Source organism: Rheinheimera aquimaris (genome assembly GCF_020531985.1).
GTDB lineage: Bacteria > Pseudomonadota > Gammaproteobacteria > Enterobacterales > Alteromonadaceae > Alishewanella > Alishewanella aquimaris.
The window spans coordinates 125,725-144,218 of sequence record NZ_JAJAVQ010000006.1; the positions used below are offsets into that span (position 1 = coordinate 125,725).

Sequence of the window (18,494 nt, forward strand, 5' to 3'; positions counted from 1 at the left end):
TATCAGACGCGGTGGCTATTTGCTGCCACACCACTCAGCGTTAACCAAAGGATATTATTTCCATGTTCGCTTTACAGACAAAAAACGCTTTTCTACTTATCTGTCTGCTGTTTGCCTGTTCGGCCAGTGCCGCTGAAACTGCTTACCGTCATGCAAATGAGACCATTGGTACTGTGCGCGAAGTATATGATGGCAAATTGTACCCCGATATTCAGGTAAATACGTTCCGTAATATCGATCGCTTATTTCCAAGCCGCACGGTTAAGCGCGGCAGTACAGTGCTTGAACTGCCTCTGAGTAAAACCCCATTGCAGCAGTTTTCTTACGAGGTTGATGGCAAGCAGTATGATTTGTACGACGTGCTGTCAATGAACCGTGTCAGCGGCATGCTGGTTTTGCATCATGGCGAGATTGTGTTTGAGAAATACCTGCTGGGCAATGACAAAGATACCCGCTGGATGTCGATGTCGGTAGCAAAATCAGTGACGGCGACACTAATTGGTGCGGCGATACAGGATGGCGCGATAAAGCATATTGATGACCCTATTGTAACTTACTTACCGCGCTTTAAAGGAACTGCTTATGACGGTGTCACGGTGCGTCAGTTATTGCAGATGCGTTCTGGGGTGGCGTGGAATGAAACTTACACCGACCCGACATCAGACCGCAGGCGCATGCTTGAGGCGCAAATAAGCCAGAAGAGCGGCGCTATCCTGGATCTGATGGCCTCTTTACCGCGCGCAGCAGAACCGGGCAGTGTGTGGAATTACAGTACCGGCGAGACTCAGGTGGCGGGCGCCCTGGTGCAGGCGGCAACAGGAAAGCCGGTAGCGGAGTATTTGTCAGAGAAAATCTGGGCGAAACTTGGTATGCAGGCTGATGCCAGCTGGTGGCTGGAATCGCCCGGCGGGCTGGAAATCGGTGGTAGCGGTTTGTCAGCAACAATGCGGGACTATGGCCGGTTTGGCTTGTTTCTACTGCATGACGGTATTGTTAACCAGCAGCGGGTTTTGCCACAGGGCTGGCTTGATGCCGCCAGCAGTGCGCAGAGGATTAACGGTAAAAAGGTTGAGTATGGTTACATGTTGTGGCCACTGCATGGCCGAAGTTACGCGGCCGAGGGTATTTTTGGTCAGTATGTATTTGTTGACCCGGATAAACAGTTGGTAGTGGTGATGTTAAGTGCGCAGGCTAAACCTTTAAACCGTGCTCCTTTGGATGAACATAGGTTTTTACGCGCCTTGTCAGCGTATTTCCCTGATAGCAGTCATAAATAGCTGCACTCACAAAATATTTTTGCGCGGGCAGTTGAAATACATATTTTGCACCCGCATATATCGCTTTATCGCGATATTTAAATGAATCGATTTTGTTATGGCATTTTCAAATACTACACAATTAACGGCTAAACAGCTGGACGACATTATTAAGGCGCTGGCGCATCCGGTCAGGCGCAATATTTTGCATTGGCTAAAAACGCCAGAGCAATATTTTGCTGATCAGGACCACCCGCTTAGCCTCGGCGTTTGTGCCGGCAAAATTGAGCGCCAAACCGGCTTGTCACAAAGCACGGTGTCGGCACATCTGGCAACGTTGCAGCGTGCCGGGGTTATCAACAGCCAGAAAGTCGGGCAATGGCATTTTTTTAAACGAGATGACGTGATGATCAGTCAGTTTCTGGCACAAATCAGTCATCAGTTATAGATAAGTACTTTCAACAGCACAGGATATAGATATGGCAACCTTATTTGACCCAATACAAATCGGCGATTTACAGTTACCCAACCGCATTATTATGGCGCCTTTAACACGCTGTCGCGCCAGCGAAGGCCGCGTACCCAACGAATTAATGGCCGAATATTACACTCAGCGCGCCACTGCCGGGCTTATTTTGACTGAGGCAACCTCTGTTACTCCTATGGGCGTGGGCTATCCGGATACACCTGGGATCTGGTCAGATGAACAGGTTGCAGGCTGGCGCAAAATTACTGCGGCGGTACATGAAGCGGGTGGGCGCATTATGTTACAGCTATGGCATGTGGGCCGTATCTCTGACCCTATGTATTTAAACGGTGAATTGCCGGTAGCGCCAAGCGCGATACAACCCGCCGGACATGTCAGTTTGGTGCGGCCGAAAAAAGATTTTGTTACCCCGCGTGCGCTTGAAACTTCGGAAATAGCTGGTATTGTCGAGGCCTACCGCAAAGGGGCAGAAAATGCCAAGCTGGCTAGTTTTGACGGTGTTGAAATTCATGGCGCTAATGGCTATTTGTTAGATCAGTTCCTGCAGGACAGCACCAATAAGCGCAGCGACAACTACGGTGGTAGTATTGAAAACCGTGCCCGTCTGATGCTGGAAGTCACTGATGCCGTGGTCGCTGTTTGGGGAGCCGGCCGTGTTGGTATGCACCTGGCACCGCGGGCAGATGCTCATGACATGGGCGATTCACAGCGTGCTGATACTTTCGGTTATGTCGCCAAAGAGCTGGGTAAGCGCGGTATTGCGTTTATCTGTGCCCGTGAAGCGCAAGCTGAAGATAGCCTTGGCCCAATGTTGAAGCAACAGTTTGGTGGCGTTTATATCAGCAATGAGAAGTTTGATAAAGCCTCAGCAAACAAGGCACTGGCAGAGGGCAGTGCCGACGCAGTTGCGTTTGGTGTGCCTTTTATTGCAAACCCGGATCTAGTACAGCGTTTTGCTGTCGATGCAGCACTAAATACGGCTAAGCCAGAGCTATTTTACGCCAGCGGCAAAGAGGGCTATACCGACTATCCGTTTTTAGCACGTTAGTCTGTATAAACAAGAAAACCGGCGTTTGCCGGTTTTTTTGTTTATTTATAATAGCTTATGTATTTTTGTTAGCCCCGGTATGGGTTGCTGCTTAGTCTGACAAGTTGTGACAACAACAGTACTGCAGCAATGGCGGCATAAATACATAGTGAAAACGCGCTCCAGAAGGCCATGCTCTGACCTAAAAACAGCCAACTGGTATCACCACAGCTACCGGTCGGTTCAAATACTGATGGTAGCCATTTGTCCAACGGCATCCACTTCGGAAAATCGGCAAACAGAGCGCAGCTGAAAAAGCCGCCTTCGGCCAGCAGCTTTTCAATTTCTAATAGCTCATTGGCCTGCATTACACCAAAGAGCGCGGCAGCCAGCATACCAAGCAGCGCAACAACACGTAGCAGCGTATTAGCGGGGGCAATTAAACCGATGATGCCGGCCAGCAATACGCCGGTGAAGGCGCTGCGTACATAAATGCATTTGATGCATGGCTGCATATTCAGGCCATACTGGAAATACAACGCTGTGCCAAGCAACATCAGACATGACAAGACTACCAAAGCCCAGCCCCAGCGCTTAGTAGATAAACGTTTGAAATAATGTAGCATTTTCTATCCTTCTGACGGGGATCTTTGTCAACTGCCGTTAATCTACGGTATTTATTGTCAATGTACAATCAGGCTGTTACCAATGGCTATTTTCAGGCGGTGACTTGTTAACTGTTGGCGCTCTGGTACAATCAGTGCAAATTTCTGAACAAGAAGACGGATAGATCCGCATGACTAATCTGATAAAAGCGCAAAGCCCGGCCGGGTTTGCTGAAGAGTATATTGTTGACTCGATTTGGAACGGTAAATTTGCGCCTGGTTCAATACTGCCTGCAGAGCGTGAATTATCAGAGCTTATCGGCGTAACCCGTACCACTTTGCGTGAAGTTTTACAGCGTTTAGCCCGTGATGGCTGGTTAACCATTCAACATGGTAAGCCAACCAAAGTGAATAACTTTTGGGAAACGTCAGGTTTAAATATTCTCGAAACGCTGGCGCGGTTAGATGAAGAACGGATGCCGGAGCTGGTAGACGAGCTGCTGTCGGCGCGCACTAATATCAGTGCTATCTACATTCGCGGTGCTATTAAGAATCATGCCCAGCAGGTGGTGGATATTTTTGCCGGTGCTGAAGCACTGGAGGATACTGCTGAAGCTTTTGCCGAATTTGACTATAACCTGAACCATGAGTTAGCACTGCATTCTGCTAACCGGATTTACGTGCTGATTCTAAACGGCTTTCGTGGTTTGTATAACAAAATTGCCCGTTTTTACTTCTCTCACCCGCAAGCGCGTGAGCTGGCACGTAAGTATTATCACCAGATTAAACTGTACGCCGAAAATGGTAAGTTTGATGAGGTGGTGTTTGCCGTGCGTAAATACGGTAAAGAAAGTGGCCTGGTCTGGTCAGAACTGCGGCCGCAGATCCCAAAAGATTTGGTTGAGTAACTCGTTAATACAAACCGCCTGAGGGCGGTTTGTTGTTTCTGGACTACGTTAAAAACTTGAGCAAGGCGGGGATGCCGGTTATTATTGTAGGGAATAAGATATTCCTTATGGTTATAAAGGGGCCGGGCATGAGCAGCCAGCAGCGCGAAATTTATCTCGATAACAATGCTACTACGCCAGTGTTGCCAGTGGCCGCGCAGGCTGCAATGCACACAATGCAGCGTGGTTTCGGTAATCCAAGCAGCAGTCACGCTACCGGTATTAAAGCCAAAGCCGAGTTGGAAAGTACGCGGGCCCTTGCCAGGCAGCTGATCGGTGCCAGTACCGGGGACATCGTGTTTACCTCAGGTGCCACTGAAGGCATTCAAACCTCTATTGTTTCAGCACTAATGGCCGCGCGCGAGCGGGGATTAACAGGCGCCAAAACGTTGCTGCTGTATGGGGCTACGGAACATAAAGCTGTGCCGGAAAGCCTGAAACACTGGAATAAGGTATTGCAGCTTGATGCAACGGTAATGGCTATTCCCGTTAACCAGCATGGCGTACTCGATTATGACTTTATCCGCGCTAATCTGGCTTCCGCGGTAATGATTTGCACTATGGCGGCAAATAATGAGACAGGCGTAAAACAAGATCTGGCTGCGCTGGAGCAGTTGATCCGTAGTGTTAATCCAACAGTGTACTGGATGGTTGATTGTGTGCAGGCACTGGGGAAGATGGCGCTTAACATTGCCCAAACCAGTATTGATTATGCGCCGTTCAGTGGACACAAGCTTTACGCACCCAAAGGTATTGGTTTTTTATATGTACGCCGCGGCGCACCTTATCAGCCTTTTATTGCAGGCGGAGGCCAGGAAAGTGGTTTACGTTCCGGCACTGAAAACCTGCCGGGTATCGCTGCATTACATGCAGTGTTCAGTGAGCTGGCTAAAAAGCAGGGGTCGGTATTTCAAGCCGAAGCAGTACTGTGGCGATACCGGCAGCAACTGATTTCAGCCTTAAAGCAGGTGTTCCCGGCGCTCGAGCTCAACAGCTCTGAGCCCTATGTCGTACCCACCACAATCAATTTCTCGGTACCTGGTTTTTACAGCAAAGATATTATGGACTTGTTTGACGCGGCCGGTATCCGTGTCAGCTCTGGTTCGGCCTGTAGCTCTAAAGTACCCAGCAGTTTTGTATTAGATGCGATGGGGCTTGAACCCTGGCGCTCACAAGGCGCGATACGGTTATCCTTCGGCCCGGCGATGACGCAGGCTGAATGTGTACAGGCTTGCAATGCGATAAGCGCATTAGCTGAAATCGTCTGTAAGCATTGTTTGGTGCTGACTGATGCTACGCCGACGCTGGAAATTCATGCCCGGGGTTTATTGCAGCTGAAGCATGAAGCCTTGTGCAGCTATGTACTGATTTGCCCTGACAGCCGCGATGCGGTAGTGATTGATCCGGTATTGCCGCTGGCTGGGCGCATCGCCAATATTATTCAGGGCCAGGGCTTGACATTAAAAGCTGTGCTTGATACGCATCTGCACCGTGATCATCTGTCAGCCAGGCGAGAAATTATTGCCTTGATTGGCGAGCATGAATCACATCAGGACTGCGATGTGCTGGGCTGGCCAAAACAGCAACCAGAACTGCTTTGCGGGCCTTACCGGCTGACAAAATTGGCAACCCCCGGTCATACCGCAGAAGCTGTGACGATACTGCTACGTAAAGAACAACAAATATACGCCGCCTTTGCCGGTGATTTAATTTTACCCGGTGGTGTTGGCCGTACCGACCTACCGGGCGGCGATATGTCAGCACTGGCAGACAGTATCCGTTTGCTGGCAGCGACGCTGAAAGATAATACGCTGGTACTATCAAGCCATGATTATGCCCAGCGCTTTTTCACGACACTGGCATTGGCAACACAAGAACAACCGCTATTGCATGCGCTGTTACAGAACGAGGCAGACAGCGACTGGCAGCAACAGTTGCAGCAGCAGGCAGTATTGCTGCAGCAGCAAAATCAGCATTTGTGTGGCTTGGTTGAAGTCAGCTTGTCTGATGCGACCGATGTTATCGCGCCGGAGCACCTAGCCGGATTTATGCAGCAGCATGGCACTTTGCAGGTGGTGGATGTGCGTGAGCCACATGAGCAAAGTGCCGGTGCCTTAGCGCAGCATTTGCCAGTGCCTTATCCGGTGACGGAGATCCCATTGTCAAAGCTGGCAGATGCTCTTATCAGTGGTAAGTTAGAACAACAGCAACCCCTGCTGTTGGTATGCCGCTCCGGTAATCGCAGCCTGGTGGCTTGTAAAGTGCTCGGGCGCCTGGGGTTTACGCAGGTATACAACCTGAAAGGCGGCACGGCATTGCTTTGCTGATAAAACTGCGCCGGTATTAACCGGCGCTAACGACTTCCTGCCAGGTTGTCGACAAACTTAGTAAAAAAACTGCTGTAATGGGTTTAACAGCCGGGTAAGGCCTTTTTTAAACTGCAGCGGAGCACTCAGTACCGACAAACACAAACAGTCTTCATCGGGCAGAGTACGCGGAGTATGGGTGTCATCCGGTGAATTGATCAGTAAATCGCCGGCACAGTATTCACCATTTTCATCAGCTATTTTACCTGCCAGCACCAGCGTCATTTCCAGGCCTAAATGAGTATGCTGCGGCACTTCAGTATCCTTGCTGATATACAGCAGTGAAATATGGTAATCGCTGCCAGCCGGAATTTTCGCCGTTGCTATGCCTCCCAGCTGCAGCCATTTACCGTGTTTCGACGCCAGACGTTGCAGCGCTCTAGGTAACGTGAACTCGCGCCCGGCAACCTGCACCTGCTGCGCAGGCACCTCTATCACTTCTGTCCGCGCAGCCGGTTCTTGCTGCGACATAATATTGCTTAGCATGGCGTCCCAGTTTGTATTATCTGGTTTCAGCCGTTGTTGCATTAACCTGCCAGCCAGATCTGTGGTGATATCGCGTTGCAGTTGCTGACAGTGTGGGCATAAATCGATATGTGCTGCCACTGCCAGCGCAACATCTGCATTAAGACACCCTTCAGCAAATTGCTCTAGTAATGCCATACCCGGATGATATTTAATTGCGTGCGCCATCTAATGCCTCTCTCAGTCTGTCCAGCGCCAGGCGGATGCGTGATTTTACAGTGCCCAGGGGAATAGCCAGTTCGTCTGATACTTCCTGATGGGTTTTCTCTTGCAGGTAAACTTTTTCAATAACTTCGCGTTGCGGTGGAGGCAACAATGAAAAATGCGGAGCGAGCTTTTCAGATAAAAGTTGAATATCCCAATTGTCAGCCGCCTCTTCAGCGTAAGATTCCGGGTAGTCACCATTCCACAAATCATCAGCGCTAATGTCGTCTTTGCGGCTCTGCTTTTTACGCAGCATGTCAAAGCGTACGTTGCGGGCAATAGTAAAAATCCAGGTGGAGGCACAGCCTCTGGACGCATCAAACAATGCGGCCTTTTTCCACACGTTTAACATGGTATCCTGTACCATTTCCAACGCCTGCTGCTCGTTACCAAACATTTTCATGCCAAACGCTTTAAGCCTGGGAGCGAAATAATTGAACAGCTCGGCATAGGCTTGGCGGTCGCGTTTTAACGCCACGAAAGTAAGTGCATCTTCCCACTGCTGATGAGTGTGATCCTGCCCCGTCATAGGTGTGCCGATATCCGTTTTCGAATTAAGGCGCTCATCATGCCTTGGTGGCGAGGTTAACTTCAACATATTTCAGGTTCCGCAATAAGCAGTTAGCTATGCTGCATTGTTTGTGTGCAGTGTTATACGCGGTCTGAGAGAGTGTGGATCTTGCTTTTTTATATCAAAAAATAGAATGTTTTGTGCGTATTATTCTAATTTTTTTACTAAAAAATTGCCTTATTATGGCTGTATCAAATAATCGGAGGCGAATATGAAAAAGATACTTTTTATCAGTAGTTCAATTAGTGGTGACAAAAGCCATTCGGTGCAACTGGCGCAGCAATTTATTGCCCAATTGCCACAAGGCGGCTTCAACGTCGATACTCTGGATTTAAACGCAACGCCAGTGCCACATCTGGAAATGACAGAGATGGCGGCGTGGATGACACCAGCAGAGCAGCGTACTGATGCACAGCAAAAGCTGGCAGCAATTTCTGATGACATTATCGCGCGTGTAAAAGCAGCTGACGTAATTGTGCTTGGCGTACCTATGTATAACTTTGGTATTCCATCTCAGTTAAAAGCCTTGTTGGACCGAATTGCCCGTGCCGGCATTACGTTCAAATATACAGAGCAGGGGCCGGTAGGTTTACTGGAAGACAAACCTGTGGTGGTTTTTGCAACCCGCGGTGGCGTGTATCAGGGTACCCCTGCTGACAGCCAGACCCCATTTTTACAATCTTTCCTGAACTTTGTTGGCTTAAAAGATGTACATTTTGTCTACGCGGAAGGACTCAATATGGGAACTGACGCGCAGCAGGCGGCGTTAACCGCAGCCAAAGCGCGTTTAGTGCAAATCAGCGCTAAAATTGCAGCTTAACTTCTCCACAGCTGTTTGAATCTCTGTTCTCACGCTGTTTTGCCGGCCTGTTCAGGCCGGCGTTTTTGTTACAGTTAATCTTATATGTCAGGTAGTCAGCCGCATCCCGTTTGCCGACGGTTGCGTTAGCTGCCGATGCTTTGTATAACAAGGTGTCATTTTTAATATAAGAACTTAACTATGCCTCAAATTCGTTACTCTGTGTTGGCGTTCGCTGTCTGCACTCTGTCGCTGGCGGGCCCATTGCAGGCCAAAAATACTGAATCACTGAATTACCCGACTGAAGCGGTTAGTGTACCGGTGGTATATAACGCTGATCCTACTGTTGAGCTAAGTTTAGAGCAAATTATGGCAGATCCGGATTGGCTTGGACGTCAGCCGGAAGACGCGCATTGGTCGTTGGACAGCCAGCAGGTGTATTTTGAACGTAAAAGAGAAGGTAGTGAACTGCGTGACTGGTATTCCCGGCCACTGGCTGCGGCTGGCAATGGCAGTGTAGTACCGTTGTCGCAGCTGCATCAGATTGGCGCAGCTCAGATAAGCTATAACGCCGATCGCAGTATGCAAGCTTATGTATTCGAAGGCGATGTGTTTGTTCGTCGCGTAACTGATGGTGAGCTGATACAGCTAACGCGCGATAATGCAGCGCAAAGTGCGCCTGAGTTTTTACTTGATGGCCGACTGGTATACCGCGAAGGTTGGAGTTGGTACGCGCATGATTTGGCAACAGGCCAGCGGATAGAGCTGGTGAGCCTGAAAACAGAAGATAAACCCAAGGCTCCGGCAACACCGTCAGGTTATCTGGCGCAGGAGCAACATAAGCTGATTGAGTTTGTCGCCTTGCAGCAACAACACGCCGAGCAGCGCTTTGATGCTAAAAAGCAATTGCAGCAACAAAATGACAGTATTGCCGCACCAGCCATCTATCTGGGCAAAGGCCAGCAGATTGTCGGCGCGAGTTTATCGCCTAAAGCCGATTATCTTGTGGTATCAGTACGTAAAGCCGGTAAAGCCAATGAGAAAGACATCATGCCGAATTATATTACCGGCAACGGTGATATAGCCGCGCAGAAAGTTCGTGCCCGCGTAAATGATGTAAATCCCGAGCCGCAGCGCGTTTTGCTGGTTAGCCTGCAGGATGGTAGCAGTACTGAGTTGAGCTACAGCAGCTTGCCTGGTTACAACGAAGACGTGTTGGCTGAGGTAAAAGCAGAAAATGCCAAGGCCAGAGGCGAGAAGTACAAAAGTGAAAAGGTGATCCGTGCTATCGGTCTGATGAACGACTGGTACTGGAGCCAGAGCGCTATACGCTGGCACCGCAATGGCGAGCAGGTGGCGCTGATGCTAAAAGCATTGGATAATAAGGACCGCTGGATAGCAACCGTTGACCTTAAACAGAAAAAGCTGATACCACAGCACCGGCTACATGACGATGCCTGGGTGAACTACGCGTTTAATGACTTTGGTTGGCTGAATAACAGCGAGAGCCTGTATTATCTGTCTGAAGAGTCTGGCTATTCACATTTATATGTTAAGCCTTTAAAAGGGAAGGCCAAAAAACTAACCGAGGGCAGTTTTGAAGTCGCTGGTCCGGTATTAACTCATGACGATGCCTATATTTACTTTCAGGCCAATGTTAAGCACCCGGGTAATTATGAGGTTTACCGTACAGTGCTGGAGACGGGCAAAACCGAGCAGTTGACCAAACTGGGCGGTAACACCAGTTTTACGCTGTCGCCGGATGAATCAAAGCTGTTGCTGAATTTCTCTACCAATCTTAAGCCGAATGAATTATATGTTGCTGATGCTGTTGTCGGTGCAGAGGTAAAACCGCTAACAGACACCATCTCGGCAGAGTTTAAGCAGCTACCTCTGGTTGCACCGCAAATTGTGGCGGTACCTTCAAGCCACGGCAAACAGCCGGTTTTTGCCAAAGTGTACTACCCGAAAGATTATCAGCAAGGTGAGAAGCGCCGCGCTGTGATCTTTAACCACGGTGCCGGTTATCTGCAAAACAGTGATTTAGGCTGGTCTGGTTACTTCCGCGAGTTTCTGTTCCATAACTTACTGACCCAGCAGGGCTATGTAGTAATGGATATGGATTACCGTGCATCAAAAGGTTATGGCCGTGACTGGCGCACCGCAATTTACCGCCGGATGGGCACGCCAGAGATTGAAGATTTAGCAGATGGCGTGAACTGGCTGGTAGACAATGCGAATGTTGATCGTAACCGCATTGGTACTTATGGTGGTTCTTACGGTGGCTTTATGACCTTTATGGCGCTGTTTACCCAGCCGGATCTGTTTCAGGCCGGTGCAGCCCTGCGTCCGGTCAGTGACTGGGCTTATTATAACCATGCTTACACGTCTAATATTCTGAACTCACCAGCGATTGACCCTATAGCGTATCAGCGCAGTTCGCCCATTTACTTTACGCAGGGTCTGAAAAAGCCACTGCTTATCAACGCTCCTATGGTTGATGACAATGTATTTTTCCAGGACGTTGTGCGTCTGGTTCAACGCCTGATTGAGCAGGAAAACAACAACTTTGAAACCGCTATTTATCCGGTTGAACCGCATGGCTTCCGTCAGCCAAGCAGCTGGCTGGATGAGTACCGCCGGATTTATAAATTGTTTGAACAAAACCTATAATGGTGGTTTTACTTATGAGAAGAGGCAGGAAACCCGATTTTGTCGGCGCAGAGTGTCTGAGCCCTGCCGCAGGCAGAAGGGCGAGTTGCTGCGACGAGCTAAATCGGGTATTGCTGCCGTAGTTTGTATAAGTTGATAAATAAAAAACGTCTCACCAGGAGACGTTTTTTTTATCATCGCGTGGTAGCGCCGTTAGTCTTTTTTCAGTAAATCCCGAATTTCAGTCAGTAACTTCACATCTTCCGGTACAACAGCAACAGGCGCTGGCTTGGCTTCTTCTTTCTTTTTCATGGAGTTCATTGCCTTAACACCGACAAACACCGCAAAAGCAATAATAATAAAGTCGATAATGGTCTGGATAAAAGCACCGTACTTAATCACCACTTCGGCCTGAGTTTCTGTTGCCTGTTGAATAACAACCGCCAGATCGCGAAAGTTAACGCCGCCTAACAACACGCCAATAGGCGGCATGATGACGTCATTTACAAAAGACGAAACAATTTTGCCAAAGGCCGCACCGATAATGATACCGACGGCCATATCTACTACGTTGCCACGCATGGCAAAGGTTTTAAATTCCTGCAGCATACTCATAGCTAAACTCCTGTTTTATTATCATTATCTGCCATTGAGTCTGCAGCTATATGCTGCAAATGGCTAACAACACTATAGCCAGCAAAGTGTATTTTGCCACTAGCATTTAACACAATTTAAAGCGTTAACTCAGGGCTTTAACACACCATTGGCCGCAACAAAGTCGGTGTCAGCCTGAAAATGCAGCACGTTACCATGATAAGGCTGATGCAGCTGCAAGCTGGCAGCATGCAGCATTAACCTCGGTGCGGCTTGCTGTGCCTCAGTATGCGCATAAAAAGCATCGCCCAGTATTGGGTGGCCCAGCGACAACATGTGCACCCTTAACTGATGCGAGCGTCCGGTGATGGGTCTGAGTTCAACCAAAGCCCGGTCTGATAATTGGTGCACTAAGCTGTAGTGGGTTATCGCAGGTTTACCGGTTTGCTGACAGACTTTCTGTTTGGGCAACTGGTCTTTGTCCGCAATAAGCGGTAAATCGATCGTGCCTTCTGCCTGCAGCAGCTGGCCCCATACCATCGCCAGATAGCGCTTTTTAACCGTTCTGTCGGCAAATTGCTGCTTTAGCGCTGTTTCGGCTTTACGGCGTAGGGCTATAACAACAATACCGGAAGTCGCCATGTCGAGGCGGTGTACCAGTTGTGCCAGTGGATACTGCTGTTGTACGCGGCTTAGCAAACAATCAGACAAGTGTTCACCGCGCCCCGGGTTAGTCAACAGGCCACTTGGTTTGTTCAGTACTATCAGATCTTTGTCCTGATATAGAATATCAAGCCATGGCTCAGTAGGAGGGGTGTATATAAAGGGCGTAGTCATACTAACGCAGTCTGCAAACAAAGAGGGTAGCTTAGCGTAATTTCAGCGGCAGGCAAGCGGCTTTTACGGCATAATAGCCAGCGCTTTTACGATGGAGATAGAGATGAGCAGTACTGAACAACTGGCAATACTGCCGGCGACAAAAGAGCCGTTCCAGATAGTCTATGCCGATGATGTATTGTTGGTTGTTAACAAACCAGCCCGGTTGCTGACAGTGCCGGGGCGCCATCCGCAGAACCAGGATTGTCTGATCCGCAGGGTGCAGCGTGAATTTCCTTTTGCAGAGGTTGTGCACCGGCTTGATTATGATACGTCCGGTTTGGTTATTTTGCCCATGACGAAGAGAGTACTGTCTGATATCAGCAAACAGTTTCAGGCCAGAATGGTTCATAAGCACTATATTGCTGTGGTTGCCGGTAAAGTGGCTAAAACACAGGGTATTATTGAGTTGCCGATTGCTAGTGATAATGACAACCGGCCGCTTTACAAAGTATGTCAGCAAGACGGTAAGCCATCAGTTACCCGATATAAGCTGCTGAGTTACGACAGCACTACAGATCAAAGCAGGGTTCAGCTTGAACCGGTGACCGGGCGCTCACATCAGCTACGTGTGCATATGTTGGCGCTTGGCAATCCGATGCTGGGTGACACCTTATATGCGTCATCAGATGTTACAGGTAAAAGTTCGCGTTTGATGTTGCACGCTGAGTACATACGTTTTCAGCATCCGCTGACAAAACAGCCAGTTGAGTTCAGTGCTGCTGCGCCTTTTTAGTATTCAGCCAGATAATGGCCGGTAAGCCTAACACCAAAGCACTGATAACGCCGTATAAGTGAGCATCTGTAGCGACACTGGCGTTTATCAGCTTAGCTAAATCTTCATCCGGCCCATGCCATTGTTCAAAGCTCACTTTGGCAATAAGCCCTGCCAGCAGTAACCAGCCTGTATTAATTTTCTGCTGAATATCTTTTAGTGCGCCAAGTGTCAGCATGGCGTGCAGTAAACCCGATAAGCCAACGTAAATTCGTATTTGTTCAGAACCAACATATAACAGCACGCTTATTGCCACAGCACACAGCAGCCAGTGCGCGGCCAGTTGGCGGTAGCTGAAACAACCTGCATGCAACAGCATGGCCAGCAGCAAACCGCCAAGGTTCATCAGTAAATGCCAGTTATTGCTATGTAGCAGGTGGCCAGTGACTAAACGCCAGTATTGAGCATCAGCTATGCCGTCTCTACTGTAACTGAGTGCTGCTTGCATGTGTTCGGGTAGCGCAGCCAGCAGCAGAATAGCGGCGGCCACCAGCAGGTACGGCAACCAGGGCGCGAAATAGGACTTAAACTTGTGCAAAGGCAACTCATCAAATGTTATCAATGCGCTTATGCAAAACGATAACCCAAGCCAGGTCAAGCAAAATTCTTGTCAAAGTGTAAAGGCAGGACAGTCCTGCGCTGAAGTTGCCACTGCAACCGGTCAACGGCGTTTATCAATATTGATATTACGCGGCGAACTGGTTAGGGTATTTGTACTTTATTTTCAGCAGACCAGCCGAATTATGTTTAGCCAGTTGTCCCATTGCTACAAAACACTATTAGTTTTAGGTTTTACGTCAGTCATCACGTTACAGGTTAGTGCAGCGCAGCAGGAAACCCGCGAGCCGGAAGCGGCTACCGGTGTTTATCAGCAGCAGCTGGTAACGGCAAAACATTATATGGTAGCTGCTGCGCATCCATTGGCAACTGAAGCGGGCAGAGCAATACTGGCTAAAGGCGGCAGTGCAGTGGATGCGGCTATCGCCACCCAATTGATGCTGGGATTGGTTGAGCCGCAAAGCTCTGGTCTTGGCGGTGGTGCTTTTATGCTGCACTGGCAGGCCAGGCAACAGCAGTTGACCAGTTTTGACGGGCGTGAAACGGCACCACAGAGTGCCACACCATTATTGTTTAGTGAAAACGGCAAGGTTATGGATTGGCGTGATGCTTATGTCGGCGGTAAATCCGTCGGGGTGCCGGGTGTTGTTGCAATGCTGTATGCTGCCCATCAACAATATGGCAAGCTGCCTTGGGCGGATCTGTTTAGCGATGCTATACAGACCGCTGAGCAGGGGTTTTCGGTGTCCAGCCGCACGGCCTCTCAGCTGGCCAAAGGCTGGAACAAAGGCATTACTGAGTTTTATGATTCAAAGCAGTATTTTTTCCCGCATGGAAAACCGGTCGCAGAAGGCGAGATCCTGAAAAACCCGGCCTATGCTGCCACCCTTAAGCTGATTGCTAAAAACGGACCCGATGCGTTTTACCATGGCGAGCTGGCAAAAGCGATAAGCGACAGGGTACAGAGCGCTCCCGTTAATCCGGGTAAGTTGTCGGTATCAGATTTGGCCAGCTATAAAGCCGTACAACGTGATGCTATCTGTATGCCTTACCGTGCTTACAAAGTATGTGGTATGGCGCCTCCCAGCTCCGGCGGAATAGCGGTATTGCAGATCCTGGGCATATTACAACATTACGACATGTCGAAACTGGCACCGAATAGCCTTAAGGCTACCCATATGCTGGCCCAGGCTGCAAAGCTGGCTTTTGCCGACCGCGAGCGTTATCTGGCAGATCCGGCATTTGTGACAGTGCCAGTCGAGGGCATGCTGGCAAAAGATTATCTGGCAAGCAGAGCTGCGCTTATCGATTTAACGAAAGCAGGCAAACCTGCCGTTGCCGGTGTGCCTGCAGGGGCGCCGGCGCTTATCAGTGCCAGCTCTCCAGAGTTACCTAATACCAGCCACTTTTCTATTGTAGACAGTGAAGGTAATGCAGTCAGCATGACCACCAGCATTGAAAACGTGTTTGGTTCTGGCCTGATGGTAGGCGGATTTTTACTGAACAACCAGCTGACTGACTTCAGTTTAAGCCCGCAGCAGAACGGTTATCTGGTGGCAAACCGCGTAGAGGGTGGCAAAAGACCGCGCTCGTCTATGGCCCCGATGATGGTATTTGATCAGCACAACAAACCTGTGCTGCTGATAGGCTCTCCGGGCGGAAGCCGTATTATCAATTATGTTGCCCAGAGTATCGTTGCGGTGCTGGACTGGAAACTGGATGTGCAACAGGCGCTGAGTTTACCGCGTATCACCCACCGCAATGATTATCTGGCGCTGGAAAAGCACACCGTGCTGGAGCAACAGCTGGGCGCATTAAAGGATATGGGCTACAAAGTACAAATTCAGGATCTGAATAGTGGTTTGCATGCTATTTCTATTAGCGAGGCCGGATTGCAGGGTGCTGCCGATCCACGTCGCGAAGGCCGGGTAGCGGGCGAATGACGGAGTTAACCATGACCGACGTTTTAATTGATCTTACAGACGGCGTATTGCAGATCCGGTTGAACCGCCCAGCCAGGAAAAATGCGTTAAGCCAGCAAATGTACCGGGATATGAACGCTGCCTTGCAGCGCGCTGCAGAAGACAGCAGCATCAAGGTCGTATTACTGCAGGGCGCTGACGATTGTTTTAGTGCCGGCAACGATTTGAAAGATTTTCTCGCCGCCGGTGTACTGGATGCTGAGCACCCTACAGTGCAGTTCTTATATCTGCTGGCACAGTGTCCAAAACCTTTGATTGCCGCTGTGTCTGGTCTGGCAATTGGTATCGGTACTACCGCACTGCTGCACTGCGACCTGGTATATGCAGCAGATAGTGCCCGTTTTCAGCTACCGTTTACCCAATTAGGCGTGTGTCCTGAAGCTGCGTCCAGTTTGCTGCTGCCGCGTTTGGTTGGCTATCAGCGTGCTGCTCAGTATTTGCTGCTGGGAGAGAGTTTTGATGCAGCACAAGGATACACCATGGGGCTGGTAAATCAGGTCGTCACTAATGCGGAGCTTGACGCACTGGCTTGGCAAAAAGCGCAGCAGCTGGCTGCATTACCTGCAGATGCAGTGCAAACCAGTAAAGCGCTGCTAAAAGCCGGTAGTCAAGACGTCACAGCGACTATCGCTGCTGAACTGGTGCAGTTTCAGCGCTTGCTGGACGGTGACGATTGTCAGCAGCGAATAGCGGGGTTTTTCAAGCGTTAATATCAGCGGAAACAAAGGCAGCATCAGCGGGCGCTGGTGCTGAATTTATCTACTTTTACTGAACTGACAACCCAACTGCTGTTTCGTTTTGTCATCTCAACAACCCGTAATTCGTCTACCTGTTTACCGTCGTGCGGGCCTGTCAGCAGTAAGGTGATTTCAGCCACATCTTCGTATTGCTCACGCAGATTGCCTCCGCTGCGGTTGACACGAATTTCAACACTGTCAAAGGACATATTCATCAGTGTGCGGCCAACCTGGCGCACTGTGCCGTAAGACTCCATTAAGTCAGCATATTCTTTGGTGCTGAGTTTTTTCGCTTTTTCCAGATCTTTGTCATTGTAAAGCGCCTGAAAAAACTCGGTAGCGATATACTCAGGTGTGCCCCACTGGGCATTAACTTTAGATGTATCGTCTTTGCAGGCGACTAACAGCAGTAAGAGTAGCGGGGAAAGCCAATACAGTTTCATGGTGTATTATCCGGTAAAATTTGGATATCCAGTGTGGCTTTTTTTTTCCGCGCTGTAAAGAAAAGGGCTGCAAAAGCAGCCCTTTATCATCATTGGAAACGTGTTTAGGCCTGCAGTTCCTGCTCGGTGAAGATGTCAGCAAACAGCGGGCTGGTTAAGTAACGCTCTGCTGCGCTTGCCAGAATAATGACAATGTTTTTACCAGTGTTTTCCGGCTTGGCGGCAAGGCGTTGTGCTGCTACCAAAGCAGCACCGGATGAAATACCGGCCAGAATGCCTTCTTCGCGCATTAAACGATGTGCCGCCGCTATGGCTTCGTCACTGGTGACTTGCTCAACACTGTCAACCAGCGCCAGGTCAAGATTGCCAGGAATAAAGCCTGCGCCTATCCCCTGAATTTTATGCGGGCCAGGTTTTAATTCTTCGCCGGCTTTAGCCTGGCTGATTACCGGCGACTCTGCTGGCTCTACTGCGACACTTTGCAGTGGCAGCTTTTTCTCGTTCTTCAGATAACGGCTGACACCTGTGATAGTACCGCCAGTGCCGACGCCGGCAACGAAGATATCCACTTTGCCGTCTAAGTCGTTATAAATTTCCGGACCTGTGGTATCAAAGTGAATTTGCGGGTTAGCCGGGTTTTCGAACTGACCAAGAATTAAATATTTATCCGGGTTTGATGCCTGAATTTCTTTGGCTTTTTCGATGGCACCTTTCATGCCTTTCGGCCCTTCAGTCAGCACCAGATTAGCGCCCAGGGCTTTTAACAGCTTACGCCGCTCTAAGCTCATCGTAGCTGGCATGGTAAGGGTTAACTTATAGCCGCGGCTTGCTGCTACAAACGCCAGTGCTATACCCGTGTTACCAGAGGTAGGTTCGACAATTTCTTTATCTGCAGTCAGCGTGCCTTTTTTCTCGGCATCCCAGATTAACGCAGCGCCTAAACGACATTTCACGCTGAAGCTTGGGTTACGCGCTTCAATTTTTGCATAAACATTGGCACCGCCTTCTATGGTCCGGTTTAATTTGACCAGAGGGGTTCTGCCGATAGACAATGAGTTGTCTGCATAGACGTTTGCCATAAAAAAACTCC

General features: G+C 49.5%; 18 protein-coding genes. 10 read left to right on the forward strand and 8 right to left on the reverse strand.

Annotation, left to right across the window (positions count from 1 at the left end):
• Window positions 1-62 precede the first annotated feature (62 nt).
• From LHL18_RS17640 to LHL18_RS17650, 3 genes are all read left to right on the forward strand, one after another.
• Window positions 63-1,277, forward strand: a complete 1,215-nt coding sequence (locus LHL18_RS17640) for a serine hydrolase domain-containing protein (RefSeq protein WP_226768066.1) — start codon at window positions 63-65, stop codon at window positions 1,275-1,277.
• A 97-nt stretch (window positions 1,278-1,374) separates the two neighbouring features.
• The gene (locus LHL18_RS17645) at window positions 1,375-1,704 is read left to right on the forward strand and encodes an ArsR/SmtB family transcription factor (RefSeq protein ID WP_134055506.1); all 330 of its coding nucleotides are present in this window, start codon (window positions 1,375-1,377) and stop codon (window positions 1,702-1,704) included.
• A gap of 31 nt (window positions 1,705-1,735) precedes the next feature.
• Window positions 1,736-2,791 (forward strand): alkene reductase, encoded by a 1,056-nt coding sequence (locus LHL18_RS17650; protein WP_226768067.1) that lies wholly within the window; start codon window positions 1,736-1,738, stop codon window positions 2,789-2,791.
• A gap of 68 nt (window positions 2,792-2,859) precedes the next feature.
• Here LHL18_RS17650 and dsbB read toward each other — a convergent pair whose 3' ends face one another.
• The gene (gene dsbB / locus LHL18_RS17655) at window positions 2,860-3,396 is read right to left on the reverse strand and encodes a disulfide bond formation protein DsbB (RefSeq protein ID WP_134055502.1); all 537 of its coding nucleotides are present in this window, start codon (window positions 3,394-3,396) and stop codon (window positions 2,860-2,862) included.
• 170 nt (window positions 3,397-3,566) lie between these two features.
• Between dsbB and fadR the strand changes: the two genes are divergently transcribed.
• Entirely contained in the window at window positions 3,567-4,283 is a 717-nt protein-coding gene (gene fadR, locus LHL18_RS17660) for a fatty acid metabolism transcriptional regulator FadR (protein ID WP_134055500.1), read from the forward strand.
• A gap of 128 nt (window positions 4,284-4,411) precedes the next feature.
• A complete protein-coding gene (locus tag LHL18_RS17665) occupies window positions 4,412-6,649 on the forward strand; it encodes an aminotransferase class V-fold PLP-dependent enzyme (protein ID WP_226768068.1) in 2,238 nt (745 codons plus the stop codon).
• Between the two features lie 57 nt (window positions 6,650-6,706).
• On the opposite strand, the gene LHL18_RS17670 is transcribed toward LHL18_RS17665, so the two are convergent.
• Window positions 6,707-7,381, reverse strand: a complete 675-nt coding sequence (locus tag LHL18_RS17670; RefSeq protein WP_134055496.1) for a ChrR family anti-sigma-E factor — start codon at window positions 7,379-7,381, stop codon at window positions 6,707-6,709.
• The gene (locus tag LHL18_RS17675) at window positions 7,365-8,015 is read right to left on the reverse strand and encodes a sigma-70 family RNA polymerase sigma factor (RefSeq protein WP_206109582.1); all 651 of its coding nucleotides are present in this window, start codon (window positions 8,013-8,015) and stop codon (window positions 7,365-7,367) included. The genes LHL18_RS17670 and LHL18_RS17675 overlap by 17 nt, the downstream gene beginning before the upstream one ends.
• Window positions 8,016-8,199: 184 nt before the next feature.
• Here LHL18_RS17675 and LHL18_RS17680 point away from each other — a divergent pair, with 184 nt between their 5' ends.
• Together LHL18_RS17680 and LHL18_RS17685 are read left to right on the forward strand one after the other, a co-directional pair.
• Window positions 8,200-8,808: an FMN-dependent NADH-azoreductase gene (locus LHL18_RS17680; protein ID WP_226768069.1), complete on the forward strand. Its 609-nt coding sequence runs from the start codon at window positions 8,200-8,202 to the stop codon at window positions 8,806-8,808.
• 180 nt (window positions 8,809-8,988) lie between these two features.
• Window positions 8,989-11,460, forward strand: coding sequence for a S9 family peptidase (locus LHL18_RS17685; protein WP_226768070.1), 2,472 nt, complete (start codon window positions 8,989-8,991; stop codon window positions 11,458-11,460).
• A 192-nt stretch (window positions 11,461-11,652) separates the two neighbouring features.
• Here the strand turns inward: LHL18_RS17685 and mscL are convergent, their stop codons facing one another.
• Window positions 11,653-12,054: a large-conductance mechanosensitive channel protein MscL gene (gene mscL / locus LHL18_RS17690; protein ID WP_134055490.1), complete on the reverse strand. Its 402-nt coding sequence runs from the start codon at window positions 12,052-12,054 to the stop codon at window positions 11,653-11,655.
• A gap of 129 nt (window positions 12,055-12,183) precedes the next feature.
• Window positions 12,184-12,870 carry an RluA family pseudouridine synthase gene (locus LHL18_RS17695; RefSeq protein ID WP_226768071.1) on the reverse strand — a complete coding sequence of 229 codons (687 nt, stop codon included), beginning with the start codon at window positions 12,868-12,870 and terminating at the stop codon, window positions 12,184-12,186.
• 103 nt (window positions 12,871-12,973) lie between these two features.
• Between LHL18_RS17695 and LHL18_RS17700 the strand changes: the two genes are divergently transcribed.
• On the forward strand, window positions 12,974-13,645 hold the full coding sequence (locus LHL18_RS17700) for an RluA family pseudouridine synthase (protein ID WP_226768072.1): 672 nt from the start codon (window positions 12,974-12,976) through the stop codon (window positions 13,643-13,645).
• Here the strand turns inward: LHL18_RS17700 and rrtA are convergent.
• Entirely contained in the window at window positions 13,623-14,222 is a 600-nt protein-coding gene (gene rrtA, locus LHL18_RS17705) for a rhombosortase (RefSeq protein ID WP_226768073.1), read from the reverse strand. The genes LHL18_RS17700 and rrtA overlap by 23 nt on opposite strands.
• Before the next feature lie 205 nt (window positions 14,223-14,427).
• Here rrtA and ggt point away from each other — a divergent pair, with 205 nt between their 5' ends.
• Window positions 14,428-16,185 (forward strand): gamma-glutamyltransferase, encoded by a 1,758-nt coding sequence (gene ggt, locus LHL18_RS17710; RefSeq protein WP_134055484.1) that lies wholly within the window; start codon window positions 14,428-14,430, stop codon window positions 16,183-16,185.
• Window positions 16,186-16,196: 11 nt separating this feature from the next.
• Window positions 16,197-16,934, forward strand: coding sequence for an enoyl-CoA hydratase (locus LHL18_RS17715; protein WP_226768074.1), 738 nt, complete (start codon window positions 16,197-16,199; stop codon window positions 16,932-16,934).
• 23 nt (window positions 16,935-16,957) lie between these two features.
• Here LHL18_RS17715 and LHL18_RS17720 read toward each other — a convergent pair whose 3' ends face one another.
• Together LHL18_RS17720 and cysK are read right to left on the reverse strand one after the other, a co-directional pair.
• Window positions 16,958-17,404: a hypothetical protein gene (locus LHL18_RS17720; protein ID WP_134055480.1), complete on the reverse strand. Its 447-nt coding sequence runs from the start codon at window positions 17,402-17,404 to the stop codon at window positions 16,958-16,960.
• Window positions 17,405-17,508: 104 nt separating this feature from the next.
• A complete protein-coding gene (gene cysK / locus LHL18_RS17725; protein WP_226768075.1) occupies window positions 17,509-18,483 on the reverse strand; it encodes a cysteine synthase A in 975 nt (324 codons plus the stop codon).
• Window positions 18,484-18,494 lie beyond the last annotated feature (11 nt).

Coding starts and splice junctions, on each gene's coding strand:
- LHL18_RS17685 (WP_226768070.1), top strand. CDS start 8,989: ATGCCTCAAATTCGTTACTCTGTGTTGGCGTTCGCTGTCTGCACTCTG.
- LHL18_RS17665 (WP_226768068.1), top strand. CDS start 4,412: ATGAGCAGCCAGCAGCGCGAAATTTATCTCGATAACAATGCTACTACG.
- fadR (WP_134055500.1), top strand. CDS start 3,567: ATGACTAATCTGATAAAAGCGCAAAGCCCGGCCGGGTTTGCTGAAGAG.
- LHL18_RS17650 (WP_226768067.1), top strand. CDS start 1,736: ATGGCAACCTTATTTGACCCAATACAAATCGGCGATTTACAGTTACCC.
- LHL18_RS17645 (WP_134055506.1), top strand. CDS start 1,375: ATGGCATTTTCAAATACTACACAATTAACGGCTAAACAGCTGGACGAC.
- LHL18_RS17715 (WP_226768074.1), top strand. CDS start 16,197: ATGACCGACGTTTTAATTGATCTTACAGACGGCGTATTGCAGATCCGG.
- LHL18_RS17640 (WP_226768066.1), top strand. CDS start 63: ATGTTCGCTTTACAGACAAAAAACGCTTTTCTACTTATCTGTCTGCTG.
- LHL18_RS17680 (WP_226768069.1), top strand. CDS start 8,200: ATGAAAAAGATACTTTTTATCAGTAGTTCAATTAGTGGTGACAAAAGC.
- ggt (WP_134055484.1), top strand. CDS start 14,428: ATGTTTAGCCAGTTGTCCCATTGCTACAAAACACTATTAGTTTTAGGT.
- LHL18_RS17695 (WP_226768071.1), bottom strand. CDS start 12,870: ATGACTACGCCCTTTATATACACCCCTCCTACTGAGCCATGGCTTGAT.
- mscL (WP_134055490.1), bottom strand. CDS start 12,054: ATGAGTATGCTGCAGGAATTTAAAACCTTTGCCATGCGTGGCAACGTA.
- LHL18_RS17675 (WP_206109582.1), bottom strand. CDS start 8,015: ATGTTGAAGTTAACCTCGCCACCAAGGCATGATGAGCGCCTTAATTCG.
- LHL18_RS17670 (WP_134055496.1), bottom strand. CDS start 7,381: ATGGCGCACGCAATTAAATATCATCCGGGTATGGCATTACTAGAGCAA.
- LHL18_RS17700 (WP_226768072.1), top strand. CDS start 12,974: ATGAGCAGTACTGAACAACTGGCAATACTGCCGGCGACAAAAGAGCCG.
- cysK (WP_226768075.1), bottom strand. CDS start 18,483: ATGGCAAACGTCTATGCAGACAACTCATTGTCTATCGGCAGAACCCCT.
- LHL18_RS17720 (WP_134055480.1), bottom strand. CDS start 17,404: ATGAAACTGTATTGGCTTTCCCCGCTACTCTTACTGCTGTTAGTCGCC.
- dsbB (WP_134055502.1), bottom strand. CDS start 3,396: ATGCTACATTATTTCAAACGTTTATCTACTAAGCGCTGGGGCTGGGCT.